At 27.0% G+C, this 20,987-nt stretch carries 19 protein-coding genes, 1 tRNA gene and 1 other RNA gene; 12 read left to right on the forward strand and 9 right to left on the reverse strand.

Translation table 11 applies throughout. The annotated features are described in order from the left end of the window. Nucleotides 1-449 precede the first annotated feature (449 nt). The 5 genes from NL43_RS04565 (at nt 450) to NL43_RS04585 (ending at nt 6,051) form a co-directional block, all read left to right on the forward strand. The gene (locus NL43_RS04565; protein WP_069592863.1) at nt 450-3,086 is read left to right on the forward strand and encodes a valine--tRNA ligase; all 2,637 of its coding nucleotides are present in this window, start codon (nt 450-452) and stop codon (nt 3,084-3,086) included. Between the two features lie 62 nt (nt 3,087-3,148). After that, nucleotides 3,149-4,426 carry a 3-phosphoshikimate 1-carboxyvinyltransferase gene (gene aroA / locus NL43_RS04570; RefSeq protein ID WP_069592864.1) on the forward strand — a complete coding sequence of 426 codons (1,278 nt, stop codon included), beginning with the start codon at nt 3,149-3,151 and terminating at the stop codon, nt 4,424-4,426. An 8-nt stretch (nt 4,427-4,434) separates the two neighbouring features. Next, nucleotides 4,435-5,094, forward strand: coding sequence for an endonuclease III (nth, locus tag NL43_RS04575; RefSeq protein ID WP_069592865.1), 660 nt, complete (start codon nt 4,435-4,437; stop codon nt 5,092-5,094). A gap of 281 nt (nt 5,095-5,375) precedes the next feature. Then, nucleotides 5,376-5,615: a peptidoglycan-binding protein gene (locus NL43_RS04580; RefSeq protein ID WP_069592866.1), complete on the forward strand. Its 240-nt coding sequence runs from the start codon at nt 5,376-5,378 to the stop codon at nt 5,613-5,615. Then, nucleotides 5,554-6,051, forward strand: coding sequence for a transglutaminase domain-containing protein (locus tag NL43_RS04585; RefSeq protein ID WP_158005554.1), 498 nt, complete (start codon nt 5,554-5,556; stop codon nt 6,049-6,051). The genes NL43_RS04580 and NL43_RS04585 overlap by 62 nt, the downstream gene beginning before the upstream one ends. Before the next feature lie 270 nt (nt 6,052-6,321). On the opposite strand, the gene NL43_RS04590 is transcribed toward NL43_RS04585, so the two are convergent. Further along, a complete protein-coding gene (locus tag NL43_RS04590) occupies nt 6,322-8,229 on the reverse strand; it encodes a DHH family phosphoesterase (protein ID WP_069592868.1) in 1,908 nt (635 codons plus the stop codon). A 57-nt stretch (nt 8,230-8,286) separates the two neighbouring features. Beyond that, on the reverse strand, nt 8,287-8,784 hold the full coding sequence (locus NL43_RS04595; protein WP_069592869.1) for a hypothetical protein: 498 nt from the start codon (nt 8,782-8,784) through the stop codon (nt 8,287-8,289). 259 nt (nt 8,785-9,043) lie between these two features. On the opposite strand from NL43_RS04595, the gene NL43_RS04600 reads away from it, so the two are divergent. From NL43_RS04600 to NL43_RS08230, 4 genes are all read left to right on the forward strand, one after another. Continuing rightward, complete coding sequence (locus NL43_RS04600) at nt 9,044-9,736, forward strand: glycosyltransferase family 2 protein (protein WP_069592870.1); 693 nt, start codon at nt 9,044-9,046, stop codon at nt 9,734-9,736. After that, nucleotides 9,711-10,274, forward strand: a complete 564-nt coding sequence (locus NL43_RS04605; protein ID WP_069592871.1) for a hypothetical protein — start codon at nt 9,711-9,713, stop codon at nt 10,272-10,274. Before NL43_RS04600 ends, NL43_RS04605 begins: the two co-directional genes overlap by 26 nt. Nucleotides 10,275-10,280: 6 nt before the next feature. Beyond that, nucleotides 10,281-10,877, forward strand: a complete 597-nt coding sequence (locus NL43_RS08225; RefSeq protein ID WP_069592872.1) for a glycosyltransferase family 2 protein — start codon at nt 10,281-10,283, stop codon at nt 10,875-10,877. Between the two features lie 67 nt (nt 10,878-10,944). Continuing rightward, nucleotides 10,945-11,391 carry a hypothetical protein gene (locus tag NL43_RS08230; RefSeq protein ID WP_143741319.1) on the forward strand — a complete coding sequence of 149 codons (447 nt, stop codon included), beginning with the start codon at nt 10,945-10,947 and terminating at the stop codon, nt 11,389-11,391. Nucleotides 11,392-11,413: 22 nt separating this feature from the next. Here NL43_RS08230 and NL43_RS04620 read toward each other — a convergent pair whose 3' ends face one another. From NL43_RS04620 to NL43_RS04630, 3 genes are all read right to left on the reverse strand, one after another. Next, nucleotides 11,414-13,741: a glycosyltransferase family 2 protein gene (locus NL43_RS04620; RefSeq protein WP_069592874.1), complete on the reverse strand. Its 2,328-nt coding sequence runs from the start codon at nt 13,739-13,741 to the stop codon at nt 11,414-11,416. Nucleotides 13,742-13,952: 211 nt separating this feature from the next. Next, on the reverse strand, nt 13,953-14,495 hold the full coding sequence (locus NL43_RS04625) for a hypothetical protein (RefSeq protein WP_069592875.1): 543 nt from the start codon (nt 14,493-14,495) through the stop codon (nt 13,953-13,955). Between the two features lie 18 nt (nt 14,496-14,513). After that, a complete protein-coding gene (locus NL43_RS04630; RefSeq protein ID WP_069592876.1) occupies nt 14,514-14,837 on the reverse strand; it encodes a hypothetical protein in 324 nt (107 codons plus the stop codon). Nucleotides 14,838-15,063: 226 nt separating this feature from the next. Here NL43_RS04630 and ffs point away from each other — a divergent pair. From ffs to NL43_RS04645, 3 genes are all read left to right on the forward strand, one after another. Next, nucleotides 15,064-15,378, forward strand: an RNA gene (gene ffs / locus NL43_RS04635) — signal recognition particle sRNA. Between the two features lie 68 nt (nt 15,379-15,446). Next, a tRNA-Ser gene (locus NL43_RS04640) sits at nt 15,447-15,530 on the forward strand. Nucleotides 15,531-15,672: 142 nt separating this feature from the next. After that, a complete protein-coding gene (locus NL43_RS04645) occupies nt 15,673-16,191 on the forward strand; it encodes a hypothetical protein (protein ID WP_069592877.1) in 519 nt (172 codons plus the stop codon). Nucleotides 16,192-16,220: 29 nt separating this feature from the next. On the opposite strand, the gene NL43_RS04650 is transcribed toward NL43_RS04645, so the two are convergent. The 4 genes from NL43_RS04650 to NL43_RS04665 all read right to left on the reverse strand — a co-directional run. Then, nucleotides 16,221-17,333, reverse strand: coding sequence for a pyridoxal phosphate-dependent aminotransferase (locus NL43_RS04650; protein WP_069592878.1), 1,113 nt, complete (start codon nt 17,331-17,333; stop codon nt 16,221-16,223). Between the two features lie 24 nt (nt 17,334-17,357). Further along, nucleotides 17,358-18,917, reverse strand: coding sequence for a radical SAM protein (locus NL43_RS04655; RefSeq protein WP_069592879.1), 1,560 nt, complete (start codon nt 18,915-18,917; stop codon nt 17,358-17,360). A 132-nt stretch (nt 18,918-19,049) separates the two neighbouring features. Continuing rightward, nucleotides 19,050-19,517 carry a MarR family winged helix-turn-helix transcriptional regulator gene (locus NL43_RS04660; protein WP_069592880.1) on the reverse strand — a complete coding sequence of 156 codons (468 nt, stop codon included), beginning with the start codon at nt 19,515-19,517 and terminating at the stop codon, nt 19,050-19,052. A gap of 65 nt (nt 19,518-19,582) precedes the next feature. Continuing rightward, nucleotides 19,583-20,987, reverse strand: a 1,405-nt coding sequence (locus NL43_RS04665; protein ID WP_371325643.1) for an MATE family efflux transporter, incomplete at its 5' end; no start/stop codon positions are given.

A 20,987-nucleotide genomic window follows, 5' to 3' on the forward strand; every position in this document is an offset into this window, starting at 1 on the left:
AATTTAAACCATATGAATTATAATTTAAGATAATGACTAGCCACACAACAAAGTAAACTAGATAGAAATAAATCATCCATATCAAAAAAATAACTTAGAAACTATCTCAAATAAATGGTATAAAAGTTTAGAGATAAACTATAAATTTTATTTTAAAATATAATATAAATATTACCTTTAATTTTAAAAGTTTTAATACAATATTTATTATTTTGAATATATGTATATTTAGGATATTTTTTAAAAAAATAATTTTAGTAATTTTGTTATATTTTTAGTACTTATTTGCTTATTTTATTATTGTTAGATAAATAAAATTATATTCTATTTTTAACATATAGTATATTATATAATGCAGATTTATCATTTGATTTGATTTTTTCATAAATTTCTTATCATAATTGATATTTTTTTATTTTTATTAACATAATTTAGGAGATACATATTAAATGAGTAATAATGATATTCCAAAGGATTATGATCACACTAGTGAGGAAAAATTACAAGATTTATGGCAAAATGACAATACTTACCGTTTTATAGGTGATGGTACAAGACCTACATATATTATTGATACACCACCACCATATCCAACAGGAAAACTTCATATGGGGCACGTTTTAAACTGGGTTTACATGGATATTATAGCTCGTTATAAACGTATGAATAATTTTGATGTTTTATTCCCTCAAGGATGGGATTGTCATGGATTACCTACTGAGGTAAAAGTAGAAGAAATACATGATATTAAGAAGAATGATGTTTCTAGAGAAACATTCCGTGACTATTGTATTGATTTAACTCATGAAAATATTGAAAAAATGAGAATTCAAATGCGTAAAATGGGTTATTCACAAGACTGGGATCATGAATATATAACAATGCTTCCAGAAAATAAGAAAAGAACACAATTATCATTCCTTAAATTATATGACCAGGATATGATTTATCAAGATATTCATCCAATTAATTGGTGTCCTCGTTGTGAAACAGCAATAGCATTTGCAGAAGTTGAATATAAAGATAATACTACAAAATTAAATTATGTTAATTTCCCTGCAGCAGATGGGTCTGGTAATGCAACTATTGCAACAACAAGACCTGAATTATTATGTGCATGTGTTGCTATTGTAGTACATCCTGACGATGAAAGATACACCCAACTTCATGGTAAAACAATTAAACTTCCATTATATGATAGGGAAGTTAATGTTATCACTGATAAAAAAGTTGAACCTGAGTATGGTACTGGAGTAGTAATGATTTGTACATTTGGGGATAAAACTGATGTTGAATGGGTAACAACATACAATCTTGATATAATTGATGCAATTGATGAAAAAGGAGACATGCTTGAAGTAGCGGGTAAATATGCGGGTATGTCTATTAAAGAATGTCGTAATGCAATAATTACTGATTTAAAAGATGAAGGGTTCCTTATCAAACAAGAAGATGTAGACCAAAATGTAGGTTTATGTTGGAGATGTAAAACTCCTATTGAAATAATGACTAAAAAACAATGGTTTGTAGCAGTTAAAAAAATGACTGATGATATCATTGAACAAGCAAGTAGTATGAGATGGATACCTGACCATATGTATCAAAGATTAGAAAACTGGGCAAATAGTATGGATTGGGACTGGTGTATTTCAAGACAAAGAATATTTGCAACACCAATACCTGTATGGTACTGTGATGACTGTCATAATGTAGTACTTCCAAGTGAAGAACAATTACCAGTAGATCCAACAATAGACCAACCAGACCATGCATGTGACTGTGGATGTACACACTTTACAGCAGAAGAAGATGTTTTAGATACATGGATGGATAGTTCAATTACTCCATTAACAATAGCTAACTGGCCAAATCCTGGATGGGAAAAAGTATATCCATCAACACTAAGATCACAAGGACATGATATCATCAGAACATGGGCATTCTACACAATACTTAGATGTTATGCACTAACAGGTGAAAAACCATTTGATGAATTAGTAATAAATGGTATGGTATTTGGTGAAGATGGACATAAAATGAGTAAATCCTTAGGAAATGTGATAGCTCCAGAAGAAGTTATTGATGAATATGGTGCAGATGCACTAAGATTATGGTCTGCTAACAGTGTACCTGGAGCAGATGTTCCATTTGGTTGGAAAGATATTAAACATGCATATAAATTCCTACGTAAATTCTGGAATGCATTTAGATTTATTAGTATGCACTTAGATGATAATGTTCCAACACAACTAAGTGGAGATAATATAATTGATAAATGGATTTTATCAAAACTAAACAGATTAAATAAAACAGTGACAGAATCTTTTGAAGAATATAACTTTGCAAATGCTGAACAAGCAATATATGACTTTGTATGGCATGATTTCTGTGATGAATATATTGAAGCTGTAAAATACAGATTATATGAAGATATAGAATCTACAGATGATGCTAAATACACACTTAAAAAAGTAATTGAAACAGTATTAGCATTAATGGCTCCAATAACTCCATTCTTCTCAGATAATGTTAGTCAATATTTAGGAAAATCATCACTTGAATTACATCAAGGAGGATGGCCTGAAATTGATGAAACAGCAATTAGTGATGATATTGAACTTATAGGAAGCTATGCAATTGATATAATTGATGAATTAAGACGATACAAATCATCTCATGGAATACCATTAAATCAATTACTATCAACAGTTAATATATACACAGATGATGTTGAAAAAGTTGAATTCACGATTGAAGATATTAAAAACACAAATAAAGTAGAAAATATCACAGTTCAAAGTGGAAAACCTGATTTACATGAAAAAGTTATTGCAATGGAACCTGTTATGAGTAAAGTAGGACCAGAATTCAAACAAAATGCTAAAAAAATTATTGATTATATAACAAATAATAATCCTGAAGAAATAGCTCAAATACTAGCTAAAGAGGGTGAAGTAAAAGTTGGTGATGTATCATTTACATCAGAACATGTAACTACTGAATCTGAATTAGTAAGTAAAACAGGAAAAGTTGTAGATATTTTAAGAACTGAAAAACAAGACATACTTCTTGAAGTTCAGCAATAAAAAAAAATATTTATAAAACTTTTCATATCTTTTTTATATTTTTAAAAAGGAGCATAATAAATATGGATTTACAAGTTGAAAAAATAGATAAAATTTCTGGAAGTATCAAAGCTCCAGCATCAAAAAGTTATTCGCATCGTGCATTCATAGCAGCAGCATTAGCAGAAGGTCAATCAATATTAAGAGATCCATTATATTCTGAAGATACTCTTGCAACACTTGAAGCCTGTGAACAATTAGGTGCATTATTTCAAAGATATCCTGATAAATGCATAGTACAAGGTACTGCTGGGTATATAAGAACACCTGAAAACATAATTGATGTAAAAAATTCAGGTACAAGTGTACGTGTATTAAGTAGTGTAGCAGCAATAGCACCAAGAGCAAATTATACAATATTCACAGGTGATGAATCTCTAAGAAAAAGACCAATGCAAGATTTAATGGATGCTCTTAAAAACTTAGGTGTAGAAATACACTCATCACAAAGTAATGGAACACCTCCAATAATAGTAAAGGGAGGATTTGATGGTGGAGAAACAGATATTAAAGGAAATGTAAGTAGTCAATTTATTTCATCAATACTAATGGCATCACCTTATTCTAAACGTCCAGTAACATTAAATGTTAAAGGAACATTTGTATCTAAACCTTATGTAAACATGACATTAGATGTAATGAGTAAATTTGGAATAGAATTTGAATATGATACAACTAATATACCAGAATACTCCTCATATTATATTGAACCACAAACATATGAATGTGTAGACTACACTATTGAAGGGGATTATTCTTCTGCTTCATACATACTTGCAGCAGCAGCAATGATACCATCCAACATAACAATTAAAAACTTATACAAGGAATCTATGCAGGGTGATAAAATAATTGTGGATATTATCCAAAAAATGGGTGCAAAAGTAGAAATTGATGAGGGTGAAGTTCATATTGAAAGTGATGGTAACTTAAAATCTTTTGATATAAATCTAGAAAATGCTCCAGATTTATTACCAACAGTAGCAGTTCTCATGGCACAAGCAGAAGGAACATCTAAAATAACAGGTGTGGAACATGCACGTTTTAAGGAAACAGACCGTGTACATAACTGTGCAATTGAATTAAAAAATGTTGGGGTTGATGTTGAAGAATTACGTGATGGATTAATCATTAAAGGAAATCCAACTGGAGGACATGTGGATTCTCACATGGATCATAGAATGGTAATGGCATTTTATGTACTTGGACTTAAAATAGGACATATAACTATAAAAGATGCTGCATGTTACGATATTTCTTTCCCTAATTTCTTAGAAGTAATGAATAAAATCACAGAATAGGTGATGATATGGTTAAAGAAAGTATGAAAGGTAATTTTACAGAAGAAGAAATGAAGTTTATTATAGATGAACTTGAAAAAATATTTGTAAGAAGAACCTTTGAAGATCAAACACCATACGAAGTACTTATTAGAACAATTCTCTCACAACGTACACGTGATGAAAATACAGATAAAGCAACAGAAAAACTTTTCAGTGTTTATAAAACCATGGACGAAGTTGCTGAAGCTCCTGTAGAAAAAATTGCAGAACTAGTTAAACAGGCAGGTTTTTACAATGTAAAAGCAGGTAGAATAAAAGAAGTATCTAATATATTATTAGATGAATATGATGGTATTGTACCAGATACTATTGAAGAATTAATTAAATTACCTGGAGTTGGAAGAAAAACAGCAAACTGTGTTTTAGTATTTGGTTTTCAAGAAGATGCTATACCTGTAGATGTTCATGTTCATAGAATTTCAAATAGATTAGGCTTAGTTCATACTAAAGAACCTGAAGAAACAGAAGAAGTTCTTAGAGAAATACTACCTAAAGAATATTGGCTGCCTCTTAATGATTTAATGGTACAATTTGGTCAAAATATATGCAAACCAATTAATCCTCAACACATGGAATGTCCATTTACTAATATTTGTGAATTATATAATTCTGAAGAAAGTATTTAACAAATTTTCTTTATTTCTTTTTAAAAATTAATAATTATCCTCCAAAAATAACTTTATTATTATAAACTTAATCGAAACACTATTTTTCAAAAAAAGAATTATATAAAATTTTAAAATTATAAAACTCTGAAGAAAAGAGCAATGATTAATATAATGAATATTATATTGAAATATTACTAATTAAAAAATTAGATTAATTATTCCTTTTTTAAAAATAAATATAATCTACTAAAATATTAATAAATAGGATGAATAAAAAATAAATAAAGGAGTTGAAAACAATGACTTTAAATTGTGAAACAATAGATCTCAAATTAGGTAGTAAGGGTAGTGAAGTAAAAGAGCTACAAGAAATTCTCAAATACAAGGGATACTACAAACGAGAAGTGGATGGTGATTATGGGGAATATACAGAACAAGCAGTTAAAGAATTACAAGAAAATCAGGGAAATAGTCCTGATGGATGGTTTGGACCAAAAACATGCAAAAAAAATGAATCAAGAAAACACTTCAACAAGTAAAGATGAAGTAATAAAAACAATTGAAAAATATGGTGGCATAACCGTAACAGGACCTGTATCCTTATATAATAACTTTAAGAAATTCAAATATGATTATTACTATAATGACATATATCCATTATCAACTGAACTTAAAAGAATAGCAAATAATCAAGGATTGAATTGCACAGACTTAGCACAACTTTATTACACTGCTTATAAAGAAATGGGATTTACTAATGAAATACAAATTGTTCGAGGAACAGTAACATGTAAAAGTGGAAAAACATTTGGGCATGTATGGTGTAGAGTAAAAGATGATGGTAAATGGATTAATGTTGACCCATCTGCTGCAGCTGCTCATGGTTATTCATATGGTACATTAATATGTACAAATGGATATACAATAACAAATATTAATCCAAATTGGGCACTTTCTGATGATGGAAAAACATGAAATAACTAATACCAATCAAAAAGAACTTAAAAAAGTTTTTTTATTTTTATTTTTTTTAAAAGATAATTGTAATTGAAATTTAAAAATAATTATCAAAACTAATAAGTTTCACTATTTTATTAATTGTAAATTACTAAAATTATAGGTTTTTATTTATTTTAAAAAGATAAGACATGTAATTTAAATTCAAAAATAGTTATTTAATACTATTATAAAAAAAGAGTAATTAATTCTCTTTTAAAAAGAGAAATTTAATTAGAAGGTTATTTATTATAGTTTAAGATTTTTAACCTCTTCTATGAATAAGTTTAAAACTTCTTCTTGTAATCCTTCTACAAATTTCAATGATCCTGCAACTTCATGACCTCCACCATCAGCTCCAGCTTGAGGAAGTTCTTCTTGTATTTTTGTAATTACAGAGTTTAAATTAAAGTTAAAATCATTTTTAATAACTTCAGTTGCTCGTAATACTGCAAAGTCAGGACCATTTGCCAAGGTCATTATTGGTTGATCTTCACCTTTTTCTTGTACAAGTTTATCATGAACATATCCTGTTGTTTTACCAGGTGCTGGATATGTGAATTTATGTGCATATTTTTCAACATCTAATCTATTAAATTGTATACCATTTTCAAAGTACACTGTTTCAACATTAGGCATTGCTGCTTTAAGTTGTGTTTCCACTCTTTTATCAGATTCACTTATTAACACATCTAGTAATTCTTCTTGACGTTCTTTATCTTCTAATCCAAGGATGGTGTTCATTACTCCTCGTCCATTCATAAACCTTAAGAAGTATGCTTCAAAATCAATACATGTTGCTACTTTATCAAGATCTTCCCGTGAATATCCTTCTTCTTCTGCAATTTCAAGATATTTATCTACTTCCATACATTCTGCATGATCTCCTACTGCAGCAATTCCTGGGAAGTGTCTTATTTGATTACGTACATCAGGGTTTATCATTCCTGCTAATTCTACTGCTAGTGCTCCTGCTGTAAGTTGTGAGTCTCCACCTACAAGATATGGATTTACATGTATATCTACATAATCATCAATTAATGAACGACCATTTTCAACTTCTCCTGGATAGTGATGGTCAACTACAATAGATTCAATTCCATAAACTCTTGAATGTCTTAGTGCAGCTACATCTTCTTCTGTAGATCCATTATCTAGTAATACTAATAATGGGAGTTTTTGTCCATGACGTTCCATATCTTCTAATGCAAAGGATAAGTCTTTAACTACATCTTCTAATTCATAGAATGGGGCTTTACTTGGTGATCTTTTAAAGAAATGCCATTCTGCATCAGCATCATTACTTTCTTCTCTAAGTATTGGAAGTACTGCTTGTTCTACTGCAATTCCAGCACAAATACCATCCGCATCTGCATGATGACGTACAAGTATTGATCTTCCATCAAGTATTGCTCTTCTAATTGCTTTTGCAGCTTCTGCGAGTTTTGGACGTAGTTTTTGAAGAATTTCACTTTCTTCTATCATTACAGATGTATCATCAGGTGCTGCTTTTTTATCCATAGCTTCTTCGATTAATTCTTTAAGCTTATTTTCTTCTTCTTCATCGAGTTTCTCTATGGTTTCTGATTCAATTTGAATTTTTCCACTGTGGACTGATACTTCACCAAGTATTTCTACAATATCTTCTACATCTAATTCAGGATACATTCTTACTCCTGGTTCGCTGAAAGCTGCTACCCATGTGATATTAGTTTCATCACGTATTGTGAATATTGTAGGTCCACTTGTTTGTTGGATTTGAATAATTTCTCCTTGAATTGCTACATTACGACCTATGTTATCTTCAGATAAGTCTGCAATTTTTGTTCTTTTTACATTACGTTTTACTGTTATTATTTCGTAATCATTACCATATTTTATTTTAGAATAGCTTAAATCAACATCCATTTTACCTTTATGTGGTTTAATTTCTGCAATTTTTACTACTACTTTGTCTCCTACTTTTTCTTTAGGATTACGTGTTCTTAAAAGTCCATAAACACTTTTACTTAGACTTACAAAGAACCCATATTTTTCAACTCTGGTAATAACTCCTTCATAGTCATTTCCAATTTCTAAATCTTCTATTTGGCATGAAGGATTTAATACATGTACTATTGGTTTTCCACTAGTAGATGCATTTTTATTATTTTTCATATATGGTTCTCCTACTTTTTGAATAAAAAATATAATTTTTATTCTTGTTTGATAAGTTCAATCTATGAATTTATCAGGATATTGTTTTTCTAACTGGTTACGTTTATCAGTATATTGTGTTGCATTTTGCATTAATTGGTTTGATGTCTGAAAATGATTTTCAGATATTGAGAGATTATCTGGATTAATTAAGTTAATTCCACTTCTTATTTCATAAGTAGCATTTATTTTCATATTTATTTCATCAAGTGTGTAATTTAAGTATTTAATTTGAATTGAATTGTTTTGTTTCATTGCCTTATTCAGCGCTTTTTGAGTATTATTTTTAGCTTTACTATAATATTCTAAAGTTGTATCACTCTCTTTTTTAGCTTCAGAATATTTTTGTTCGTTTATACTATTAACTATTGTATTATAATGTTCATTTCCCTTTTGTAAATTTGAATTTATACTTGGAATATCACTACTTGCTTTATAATTATTACTAATATAGAATAATCCTATTATAACCAATATTATCAAAATTAAACAACTAAATATGATTTTTCTATTCATATTATTATATCCATAACTATTAGTTAAAACATTTAATATTTTTGTTTTTTTTAATTAAAATAATATTCCATACTAGTCTTATTTTTAAATGAATTGTTTGATTTTTTATTATTGCTTTAAGTAATATTCAAATAATAAATTAATTATAAATAGATTATTTTTTTAAAATTTTATCCTATTTTTTTTTAAAAAGTTTTTTTTATCAGAATAATTATAAATACTATACATATATTAAAAAATTATTGGAGAAAAAAAAGTCATGGTTAAAGTTTCAGTTATAATGCCCGTTTTCAATGGAGTAAACTTTCTAGATACATCATGCCAAAGTTTATATAATCAAACACTAAATGATATTGAATTAATTTGTGTTAATGATGGATCAACAGATAATACTTTAGATAAATTACATGAATTATCTAAAAAGTATGATTTTATAAAAATATTTAATCAAGAAAACCAAGGTTCCGGTAAAGCTCGAAATAATGGAATTAAAGAGGCAACTGGTGAATATATTGCATTTTTGGATGCTGATGATATATTTGTAGATGAAAATGCATTAGAATTAATGTATAAATATGGTACTGAAAATAATGCAGATATGGTTGGAGGTAATCTTAAAAGAGTTGCTGATGATGGTACTCTTGAAGATAATTTTAATTATAAACATAAAAATTACACCTATTTTGATAAATATGGATTTATTTTACCTGAAGATTATGGAATTCCATGGGCATTTTATAAAAATATTTTTAAAAAAGAATTATTATATGAAAATAAAATATTATTTCCAGATTTAAAACGAGGCCAAGATCCTGTTTTTCTAGCAGAAATTTTAACTAAAATAAGTAAAATTTATACAGTTCCAATAGATTTATATGGTTATAATTATTCAAATAATGGAGGAGCTAATGCAAAAATAAACTCCTATGAAAAAAAAAGTAGATTATTTTAAACATTTCAAAGAAACATTCACTATACTTGAAAATAATCAATTTAATGTAATTTCTGATAATTATAAAGAAAAATTATACGCATTTATCAAAGAACTTGATAAAAAAAATGATTCTGATTTTTTAGAAATAATAAGAAACGTTTTTAATTATAATATAAGTCTTTTTAATACAATTGATGAAGAAATATTATTTTTAAGATTAAAATTAATTAATTTAAATGATACAACAATATTTTCAAAAAATAAACATAAAATAAAAGAAGAAATATTAGCTAGTAATACTGAGAAAAATAATATTAATTATAATATTTTAAAACAATATTTCCAAATAATTTCAGAAAATAATTTTGATTCAAAAAATGAAGATTTTACTAAAAAAATTAAAAATTTAACTAATGAAAATAATCAATTATCCAATAAAATAGATAAATTAACAAGAGAAGTATCTAATTTAAAAGAAGAAAATGATGAATTAATGTCATCTATTAGTTGGAAAATTACAAAACCTCTAAGAAAACTAAAAAAATTACAAAGGTGAAATATCATGGTTGAAATTTCAGTAATTATTCCAGTATACAATGTTGAAATGTACTTAGAATCCTGTTTAAATACAATTATTAATCAAACATTTAAAGATATTGAAATTATATGTATAAATGATGGATCAACAGATAATTCATTAAATATTTTAAATGACTTCAGTAAAAATGATAAACGTATACAAGTCATATCTCAAGAAAATCAGGGACATGCTGTAGCAACCAATAAAGGAATTTCCATGGCAAATGGGAAATACTTGTTCTTAATGGATTCTGATGATATGTTAGAATTAAATGCTCTTGAAGATACATATAATTTAGCTGAAGAAAAGAATGTTGATTTTGTTTTATTTAAAGCAATAAACTATGATGATGAAAAAGGAATATATTATGAATCAAAAAATTATAATATGTTGGAATTACATCAAAAAGTTAAAGATAATATATTCAACTATAATGATATTGATGATTTAATATTCACAATACCTGTTACTCCATGGAATAAATTATATAAACGAGAATTAATTAATAAATATGACATAAAATTTCCTGAAGGATTAATATTTGATGATAATGTATTTTTTTTGGAAAGTCTTATTTAATTCAAAAAAAATCTATTTCCATAATGAATTCTTATTCAAAAGAAGATGGTATTCTAATTCATCGACAATGAATGGAGATGAAAGATATTTAAATTCTATTAAAATATATAATCTTGTATGGGATGTATTTAAAGAATTTAATTTATTTGAAAAATATAAAAAAATATTATATAAAAAAAAGATGAGTATATATCTATTTAGATATAATAATATAAAAAAAGAATACAAAGAATTATTTTTCAATGAAATGAAAAAGGACTTTATGAAAATATTTAATAATACTCAATTATATCATGATTTCATAAATAATATAAAAAATCCATTTAAACAAATATTTTTAGAGGTATTAATTTCTGAAACACATGAAGAATTTGATTACATGGAATTAAAACGAGAAAATATTAATTTAAAAAATAATCTTAAAAAGTTAAACTCAGAAAAAATACATTCAACAAAAATTAGACAAGATATATTAACATCCAATAGTTGGAAATTAACTAAATTTTTGAGGTAAAAAAATTAGTATGTAAGAAGAATTATTTTCTTATCCTTTCTCTTATTTTTCTAGGAATCAGGGACATAGCCCTAGCTAGTTTATATGATTTTGAATCTCTAATTTCATATAATACTTCTTGAGAATGTTCTAGATTTTTAACATTTTTTAACTCTTTAGGAGTTACAACATTCTTTTTATTTGATTTTAATTCCTCTTTAAGTTCTTTAATTGTTAAAGTTTCTTTATCATTAAGTTCAATAAGTATTTCATCAATGTTATCTAAATGTATTGAACTATACTTTTTTTTCCAGTGATATAAAAGATATGCTGAATAATCTTCACTTATATTTACAGGTGATGAAATAATTTCTAAATACTGATTATATTCATACTTATTTTCAAAGAAATCTTCATCATGCCCATTAATCTCTAATGAATCAAACCATTCGTCACGTAGTTTATAAAATAATTTTTCACCAATAGTTTCATCTAATGTATTAATATTCCATAAACAACTATGTAATGCATAGTTTATGAAAAATTGATAATATTCTTCATATAAATTCATATCTTTTAATTCTTGTTTTAACTTCATCAATGCATAATAGAAACAATCCCATGATTTTTCCCTAGTATTTGATAAAGAGTTATTATCATTTTTTCTATGATAATATAATGGTTTTTTAAGTATGGATATACGTCCTGCTTTAAGTAATGATGCATATACAAAGTACATATCATTAGTTGTTCTTTGTTCTTGGAATTTAAGATTATTATTTAAAATAAAACTTGTTTTATATAATTTATCCCAAGGCCATCCCATAATATTTTTAAAGATATTTGTATTAATATCTCTTCTATTAAAAACATGTTTTTTAGGGAGTTGATTCTTTTTAATAGAATATGTACATTTTTCTTCTTTTTTAGAGAGATTATCATATAAAAATGATTCATAAATACATATATCTGTATTGTAATTTTTTGCTTGATTATAAGCTAGTCGTAACATATCTTTATCAAAGAAGTCATCTGAATCTAAAAATGATAAATATTCTCCTTGAGCTAACATAATACCTAAGTTTCGAGCAACACCTGCTCCTTTATTTTCTTGATTAAATATTTTTATACGATGATCTATTGCTTGATATTTTTCTAGTATTTCTAATGAATTATCTGTTGATCCATCATTTATACATATAATTTCAATATTTTTCAATGTTTGATTTATTAATGAATCTAAACATTTCTCTAAATATTTTTCTACATTATATACAGGTAGAATAACAGAAACTGCTATGCTTTTTTTCACAAATTCATAATAAAATTCATCAGGATCTCTCATAATCCATTTAACATTATTTATTTCAATAGGTGATAAGAATTTAAATTTTAATTCATTTCTTTTATTAAATTCTTTAAATTCTTTTGAAATATTATTTATATATTCTTTTTTGTATTCAGGAGCAATTCTTTTTAATGTGAAATTTAGGTAAGTGTGATATTTTTTGTAATTATATACTTCTAAAAACTCATCTTTTTTATTTTCTGAAACAAGAAAATCATAAATTAAATTATATTCAGTATTTCCACAGTATACTTTTTCAGGATTATGCACAGAAGAGTTAGGATTATCTCTACGATTCATATAAAATGTTTCAGGTAGATACATTGTTCTTTTTCCAAACACATTTGCTTTAAACCAGAAACCATTATCCTGAAATGATGCACCGGGTGTTTCATTATGTCTAATTAAATTTTCTCGAATAAAACTAGTTTTATAAATTCCACACCATGTATTCATAATAAACTTAAAAACATCCTGATTTTCAGAAGGATTTATAATAACATTATAATTCTTATCATCACGAGCTATTTTTTCATATTCTGTTACAATAGAATCATTCTTACCATAAAAACGATAAAAATCACTTTTAACAAAATCTAAATCATGTTTAACAGATACTTCATATAATCTTTCAAACATTTCAGGTAATATATAATCATCACTTTCAAGAATTGCTAAGTAGTCACCACTAGCCATATCCATTCCAATATTCATTACATGACCATAACCAGCATTATCTTTATCAATTATTTTCACACGACTATCTTTCTGAGCATATTCTTTGAGAATATTTAATGAATTATCTGTTGATCCATCATTAACACATATAATTTCAATTTCTTTCATGGTCTGATTAATAGCACTATCAAGACATTGTCTTAAGTATGTTTCAGTATTACATACAGGAACTACAACAGAAACTTTAACAGAGTTTTCAGGATTTTTATTAAAATTAATTAATTCATGTACTGGTACTTTATTATATGTTAAATCCTTTTCTTTTTTAAACTGTGCATGATTCATTATTATTTTCCTCATTTTTTTTATAATATTCTTTTATAACTGTATTACAATAATATTTATTTATCTTAACATATAAAATTTAGTTAATTAATTATATTCAATCTTTAAAATAATTCATAAAAATTAATTTATTTTTCAAAATAAGCCGTATTAAAAAGTATATCTCTTTTTTAAAAAGTTTAAAAGTAAAAATGATTTTTCAATCATTTATTTAAAAAGTAATTGTTTGAGTTCCTTTATATGTTCCAATAGAAGCATCTGCAGTATATGTTGAGCCACGATACATTATATCAATATGACATTTACTAGGGTATTTTGGCATGGGTGTTGTATCTGTAAGTGAAACTTCTCCATTAGAATTTACTACTAATGTTGTGTAACTCGTAGGATAATTTAATCGTGAATTTCCCCTATAATAGTAAGTCATCACATCAATTGTTTCCCCAGCATGTTCTGAGCCAACATTAATTGTTGCTTTTTCCCCAGTATTTGGATTACCATCTGAATAAAATTTTGCAGATTTTATTCTAAAAGCAGCAGTTGTTTGACTTGTTGATGTGGATTCTGATGAAATACTACTCTCTGAAGATCCAACACTACCTTCAGAATTAGTAGAATTAGATGAAACTTGTTTTTCAGTACTAGTATTTACATTATTTTGATTATTATCAGTTATCATTATTGCTGTTATAGATATAATTGCTGCACATAAAATAACTGTAATACATATAATTATTAAACTCTTATTTTTCATTTAATCACTTTATTTCTTTTAATAGGAAACCACATAATCTCCTTCAAATTCTGCTCTACACTTAGAACAAACACCATCTTCACCATTATAAATTATATGACCTCCACAACCAAGATGAGTATAGTTTTTAGGACCATTATGAATAGTATTACCTACAATTTTATTATTAACTTGTTGTTTAGAATTAGAACTAGAATTAGTATACATACTTGATGTATTATTAGTAGTTAATTTGTCCTGTGTTGTGTTATTGGATGTATTATTTGATATAATTACTATTGTTCCACAAATCATTATAACTAGAATAACTACAGTTATACAAATCAAAGTTATATTTCTCATATTATAAACATCCATTTTTCATTAATATATTATATTACATTTAAGATTATTACTATTTTCTATAGATATTCATAATACATTAATTTAATACTATTATCTTATAGCAGTCTAATAAACTATTTATTATTTAGTATATTGTATTGTTTAGGTATTTCTCCCTACAATTTTTTTTGATTAATCATTCATAATTATGAAAAACTTTATTAAGTTTAACATATATAATTAATGTTAGGCTAGGTTGGGAGGCTAGTGGTCTCTTGTAAGCTCAAATCCTCTATATGGAGCAACCGAAGTTTTTGGAGAGGCATATTAAATACTAATAGGCCTATTTCTGTAATGTAGAAGTCTCGTCCCGTAGGATTAGCGGTGGTAGAAGTTTAACTGTAGGGTTAAATTAAACTATCTTAACTATTTGAATGGGTCAGGTCTGGAAAGAAGCAGCTCTGTTTTAGACAACTGATGTTTATGGATTAGCGGGGTGGAGTTATGGATTTAGATAACCTATTTTTATGAGGTATGTCCATCCAATCACATGCCGTTATTAAAAAAATATTAACAGTTAATTATAAATGTAATGAAATATAAACTATAAAATAACTTGTTATGTATGTCGAGGTGGCCCAGCCTGGTACGGCGGTGGCCTGCTAAGCCACTGGGCAGATGCCCACCCGGGTTCGAATCCCGGCCTCGGCGCTTTATAAACTTTTAATTCAATTTTAAACTAATTTTAATAATTATTTTTTTTGATAAATTTTTTTTAATATTTAATTCATATACATAAATAAGTAATTAGAAAAATCTATTTTCACATGACTTTAATTAATGAGTGATTATCATGTCTGAAGAAGCAAAAAAAGCATTTTTATCCAAAATTAAAAAAGAAATCGAAGGAAAAATTAAAACAGAAACAAAAGAAATTGAAAAAATAAGAGAAGAACATGAAGAATTAATAAGAGCTTCTAATGGTTATGATGCATTTTATCATGAATTAGAACATTTTATCACAGATAGTATGCAAGATTTCTCAGTAACAGAAGAAAACCTTCCAAAATATTTTAAAAGTAATATCAACGAAGTATATCAAAACTATGTTCAAATAAAACAAGATGCTTTTGAAGAAGAAGAAACTCTAAAAAAATATATTGATAATTGTAAAAGAAATATTGGAACTAATAAACGTTCACTTAAATTCTATAGATCACAATACTTAGATAGTGATTTTTTCGAGGAATGTTTACCTTTAGTTACAATATATCAAGAAAAAATTGATTTATATAAAGAAAATCAGGAAATGACTCATAATATAATAGAAAAATTAAGAAAAATAGCTAATAAACTCAGTGATTGGAATTAAAGAAAAATATTTTTTAAAAAATAGTATAATTATACTATTTTTTCTAATCTTCTCATAGCTTCTTCTAAGTTTTCATAACTTTGAGCATAAGATAATCTAATATATTTTTCACCCATACTACCAAATGCAGCACCTGGAACAAGAATAACATCTTCTTTAACAGCTTTTTTTACAAATGCTTCAGGTGTGTCATGTTTGAAAAATACATAAAATGCACCATCAGGCATAATACAATCTAATCCCATATTATTCAATGATTCAACAACTAAGTCACGTCTTTTTCTAAATTCATTAGTCATATCTGTTACACATTGTTGTGAACTATTTAATGCCGTGATACATGCTCTTTGTGTAGGTGTATCAATACATGCTACATTATATTGATGTACTTTAAGTATTTCATCAATTATTTCATGATTACTTGCACAATAACCAATACGTAGGCCTGTCATAGCATAAGATTTTGAAAAACCATTTATTGTAACAGCATTATCTGTGTATTTTTGGAAACTATAATGTTTTTTACCATAAATTATTTTTTCATATATTTCATCAGAAAATATGATAAATTCTTTATCACTAGCAAGATCAGATATTGCTTTAATATTTTCTTTATCCATTACAGCACCTGTTGGATTACATGGTGAATTAATAATAATTGCCTTTGTATTTTCAGTTAAACTATTTTCAACATCTTCTATAGTTGTTTTAAATCCATTTTCTGCACTTGATTTTACAGGAATACTATTTGCTCCAGATAATGTAACACATTCTTTGTAGGATAAAAAACCAGGATCAGGTATGAGTACATCATCATTTGGATTTATCAGTGCTTGAATACTTGTGTACAATGCTTCACTTGCACCAACTGTAACTATTATATCATCATCAGATACATTAATATCATTATCTTTAGCTAATTTTTTAGATATTGCTTCTCTTAATTCAGGTTCTCCTTTATTTTGAGAGTAATGAGTATATTTTGTATCTAATGCATCTTTAAGTGAATCTATAATATGTTTTGGTGTATCAAAATCAGGTTCTCCAAGAGCTAAATTAATTGCTGTTGGACTAGCTTGTTCAAACATTTTACGTACTTGGGATAAGTTAATATCTTTTACTCTATTTGCTCCATATTGCATTTTTTTGTCATCTCCATTTTTTTACTAGTTACATGAGCCACAATTATAACATCCATCACTTTCACACCATGGTGTTATTTCACTGTTGTTTACTTTTTCATATTCTTTTTTAAGGAATGAATTTTTAATTCCCACATCAATTTCATGCCAGGGTAGTGTATAATTTTCTTTTTGTTTTATTTTATTTAGTTGGCCTGCTAATTTATACCAATCTTTAAAAGCTATTTTATTTCCTATTTTTAGTAGATTATTTAATTCTGCTCCACTATTTGTTAGAACATATTGTATTGTTGCTTTTTTAAGGTTTTCTTGTTTGTGTCTGTATTTTAATCTAGGACTGTATTTCTTGAATTTTTGATGTAAATCATCATAGTCAAAGTTCATGTATTGTAGAGGCGTGTGTGGTTTGGGTATAAGTGGATTTACACTTGTTGTTAGTGTATTGTATCGCACTCCTTTAGATGTGATATTACGAATAAAGTTTATTAAATTCATTACATCTTCAGTAGTTTCACCAGGAGTTCCTAAAAGAAGATACATTTTAACTTTTAGTTTAAGTGATATAGCCCTATCAATTGTATTTAATACTTGTGAATCAGTCATAGGTTTATTTAGTTTCCAGCGTTGTTTTTCTATAGTTTCTGGTGCAATAGTTATTGTTTTAAGACCACTACTTTTAAGTATTTCAAGAAGTTCATCTGAAATAGATTCAACTCTAAGAGATGGTGTTGCTATTTGAAAACCTTCTTGTGTAAGTTCCCAACATAATTCTTCAATTTTACTATAATCACTAACAGCTTCACCTAAAAGAGCAACTTTGTTATGACCTGTAACTTGTCTTGTTTTAATAGCAGTTTCTATTAAAGTATTTAAAGGTACTTCTCTACGAGGTCTATACATACATCCACTCATACAGAATCTACAACCTCTAGTACAACCACGAGAAACTTCTAAAAGAAATGCATCACTACCAAAGGCAGGTTCAAATTTTTTATCATCTGTTTTTGTAACTATTTGATAAATAGGTCTCCATGCATCTTTCATACTCTTTACTTGTTGCATTTTAACTGGTTCACCAGGTCTGTAAACCCCTGGAATATCTAAAAAATCATATATGTCTTCACGAGGATTATTTGTATCACTTCTAACATCAATAACTTGATCTAAAATAACTTCTGCATCTCCAATAATAAACAAATCTATAAATTTGGATATTGGTAATGGATTAGATGAAGCACAAGGTCCTCCAGCTATAACTAATGGATCACTACCTTTTCTATTTTTACTTTCTAATGGAATATTACTACGTTTTAACATATCTATCATGTTAAAGAAATCTTGTTCAAATTGAAGAGTAAAACTAACAATATCAAAATCAGATAAGTCTGATCTTGTTTCTATACTTTTCGTTTGAGGATAAATTACTCTTTCACAGTATATATCTTCACGAGCATTAAGATAATCATAGATTATATGATAACCCATTGAAGACATAGCCACACGATATATATTAGGATAACATGATGCAAAACGAGTAATAACTTTTCTTGGATTCTTTATAACTGTATTATATTCTTCAATCATAGAACTATTCCTTTTTATCCATTATTAATTATATGATTTGTTTTTTTTAAGTTATATTATTTTTTTATAATAATTCAAAAATAAGAAGTAGTGCTTGTTTTTATAAAAATAAAAAGAGGATTAAGAATAATTCTAATATTTTTCATTAATTTCAATAGAATTTATTGTAAGTTGATAAAGTATTTGCTTAAATTTCATGATTTCTTCATTATTTAAGAAATCACATAATTTCTCTTGCCATTCATTCTCCATATTTTCAATGTGCTGTGCTATAAGAGTACCTTTTTCTGTAAGATAAACAAAGTTTTGACGTCTATTTCTATCATTGATTTCTCTTTCAATTAATTTTTTATCTTCTAAATGTCGAACTGTTCTAGCAATAGTTCCTTCTGTTATATGAAATGCATCTGCAAGTTCTTTTTGTGTTTTCTTATCTTCATGATATAAACTCATTATAATAGGATATTCTCCTACAGCGATTGTATATGGTTCTAATTCATGTTTTAAATATATTGAATGTTGTCTACTTATTGTTGAAAATATAAAACTCACAGGAAAATTATCAATATTTTCCATTGTAAAATCAGTTGGAAGACGCATAGTACCACATTTATTGAATGTTATTATTAATTTTTATTCAAAAAAAAGAATAGTTAATAAATAAATTAATTATTTAATTTAATTATTCTTTTTAAATAACTTTCAAATACTATTATTCCTAGGATAGATCCAATTGCTGAACCAAGAACCATACCCCAATATACACCATAATGGCCCATACCTAATACAAAGATGAATAATACTGCAAATACTATGACTAATATTAATTCTCTAAATAATGTTAATACTAATGAAATTGTTCCTTTTCCTATTCCTTGGAATACATTTGCACAACATAAACCTATAGGTATAGCTACTAAGAATAACGCAACAATTCTTAATATTTCTGAAATTATTGGTCCCAGATTTGCACTTGTTGATGAATAACTAAAGAGTAATGCAAGCTGTGGAGCAAATATTTCCATTATTATTACAATTAGTATAGCTACAATCATGGATAGTTTTATTGAATAGTGACATGCTGTTTTAACTTTATCAAAGTCACGTGCACCATAAGCTACTCCTGCAACTGTAATTGCAGCTGTACCAATACCTACAGAAGTCATCATTCCTACTTGTACAATACTGAATGCTGCTGTAAATCCAGCTACTATTACAGTACTTGCAACCATTGCAATTAATGCATTTAATATTATTGATATTAATGATATGATTAATTGTTCAAGACTTGCAGGTAATGCTACTGCGATTAATTGTTTCATAATTTTGTTACTATATGTAAATGCTTGTTTGGTTAAAGTAACATATGTGTCTTTTTTAATAAACATCCAATAAATCATAAGTGCGGTTGCTACAAATGCAGATATGATTGTTGCTATTGCAGCCCCATTTACTCCTAATCCTAATGTATATATAAATATTGGATCTATAATCATATTTAATATACCTGTGAAAGCTAAAGCAATGGTTGCTCTTTTAACATCACCTTCTGCTCTTAATTCACTAGATAATATACCATTGAATATTATTGTAAATGAACCTATGATAATAATTGTTGCATATGGTTTAGCATAACTTAATACACTGCTTGCACCCATAATATTTAGTAATCCATTAAGACTTGGTAATAATATGATAGGAATAAGTATGGACAGCACTAATGCTATTAATACACCATGTAATGCACTATTACTAGCTTCAGGAGTATTTTTTGCTCCAATATATCTTGAAATTAATGAGTTAGCTCCTGCACCAAATCCATTTGCTAATCCACCAATAATTATAAAAAGAGGTGTTACAAATCCAAGAGCTGCTAATGGATCTGAACCTAATCCTGCAACCCAAATACGATCAACCATATTGTAAATCATATTTAATACTAGTGTTAAAATCATTGGCCAAGCTATTGCCCGAATAGCTACTTTTGGATCGCCTCTAATTAAATCTATTTTTTCATTCGTATGGGCTTCATCTTTTAATTCTCGTTCTTGATTCAATTTGTCACCTATT

The sequence above is a fragment of the Methanosphaera sp. WGK6 genome, from assembly GCF_001729965.1.
Lineage (GTDB): Archaea > Methanobacteriota > Methanobacteria > Methanobacteriales > Methanobacteriaceae > Methanosphaera.

Bases quoted from the DNA above. Each gene is read 5' to 3' on its own strand.
- NL43_RS04580 (WP_069592866.1), top strand. From the start codon at position 5,376: ATGACTTTAAATTGTGAAACAATAGATCTCAAATTAGGTAGTAAGGGT.
- NL43_RS04660 (WP_069592880.1), bottom strand. From the start codon at position 19,517: ATGCGTCTTCCAACTGATTTTACAATGGAAAATATTGATAATTTTCCT.
- NL43_RS04565 (WP_069592863.1), top strand. From the start codon at position 450: ATGAGTAATAATGATATTCCAAAGGATTATGATCACACTAGTGAGGAA.
- nth (WP_069592865.1), top strand. From the start codon at position 4,435: ATGGTTAAAGAAAGTATGAAAGGTAATTTTACAGAAGAAGAAATGAAG.
- NL43_RS08230 (WP_143741319.1), top strand. From the start codon at position 10,945: ATGAATGGAGATGAAAGATATTTAAATTCTATTAAAATATATAATCTT.
- NL43_RS04650 (WP_069592878.1), bottom strand. From the start codon at position 17,333: ATGCAATATGGAGCAAATAGAGTAAAAGATATTAACTTATCCCAAGTA.
- NL43_RS04605 (WP_069592871.1), top strand. From the start codon at position 9,711: ATGAAAAAAAAAGTAGATTATTTTAAACATTTCAAAGAAACATTCACT.
- NL43_RS04620 (WP_069592874.1), bottom strand. From the start codon at position 13,741: ATGAATCATGCACAGTTTAAAAAAGAAAAGGATTTAACATATAATAAA.
- NL43_RS04625 (WP_069592875.1), bottom strand. From the start codon at position 14,495: ATGAAAAATAAGAGTTTAATAATTATATGTATTACAGTTATTTTATGT.
- NL43_RS04595 (WP_069592869.1), bottom strand. From the start codon at position 8,784: ATGAATAGAAAAATCATATTTAGTTGTTTAATTTTGATAATATTGGTT.
- NL43_RS04630 (WP_069592876.1), bottom strand. From the start codon at position 14,837: ATGAGAAATATAACTTTGATTTGTATAACTGTAGTTATTCTAGTTATA.
- NL43_RS04590 (WP_069592868.1), bottom strand. From the start codon at position 8,229: ATGAAAAATAATAAAAATGCATCTACTAGTGGAAAACCAATAGTACAT.
- NL43_RS04585 (WP_158005554.1), top strand. From the start codon at position 5,554: ATGGATGGTTTGGACCAAAAACATGCAAAAAAAATGAATCAAGAAAAC.
- NL43_RS08225 (WP_069592872.1), top strand. From the start codon at position 10,281: ATGGTTGAAATTTCAGTAATTATTCCAGTATACAATGTTGAAATGTAC.
- aroA (WP_069592864.1), top strand. From the start codon at position 3,149: ATGGATTTACAAGTTGAAAAAATAGATAAAATTTCTGGAAGTATCAAA.
- NL43_RS04655 (WP_069592879.1), bottom strand. From the start codon at position 18,917: ATGATTGAAGAATATAATACAGTTATAAAGAATCCAAGAAAAGTTATT.
- NL43_RS04645 (WP_069592877.1), top strand. From the start codon at position 15,673: ATGTCTGAAGAAGCAAAAAAAGCATTTTTATCCAAAATTAAAAAAGAA.
- NL43_RS04600 (WP_069592870.1), top strand. From the start codon at position 9,044: ATGGTTAAAGTTTCAGTTATAATGCCCGTTTTCAATGGAGTAAACTTT.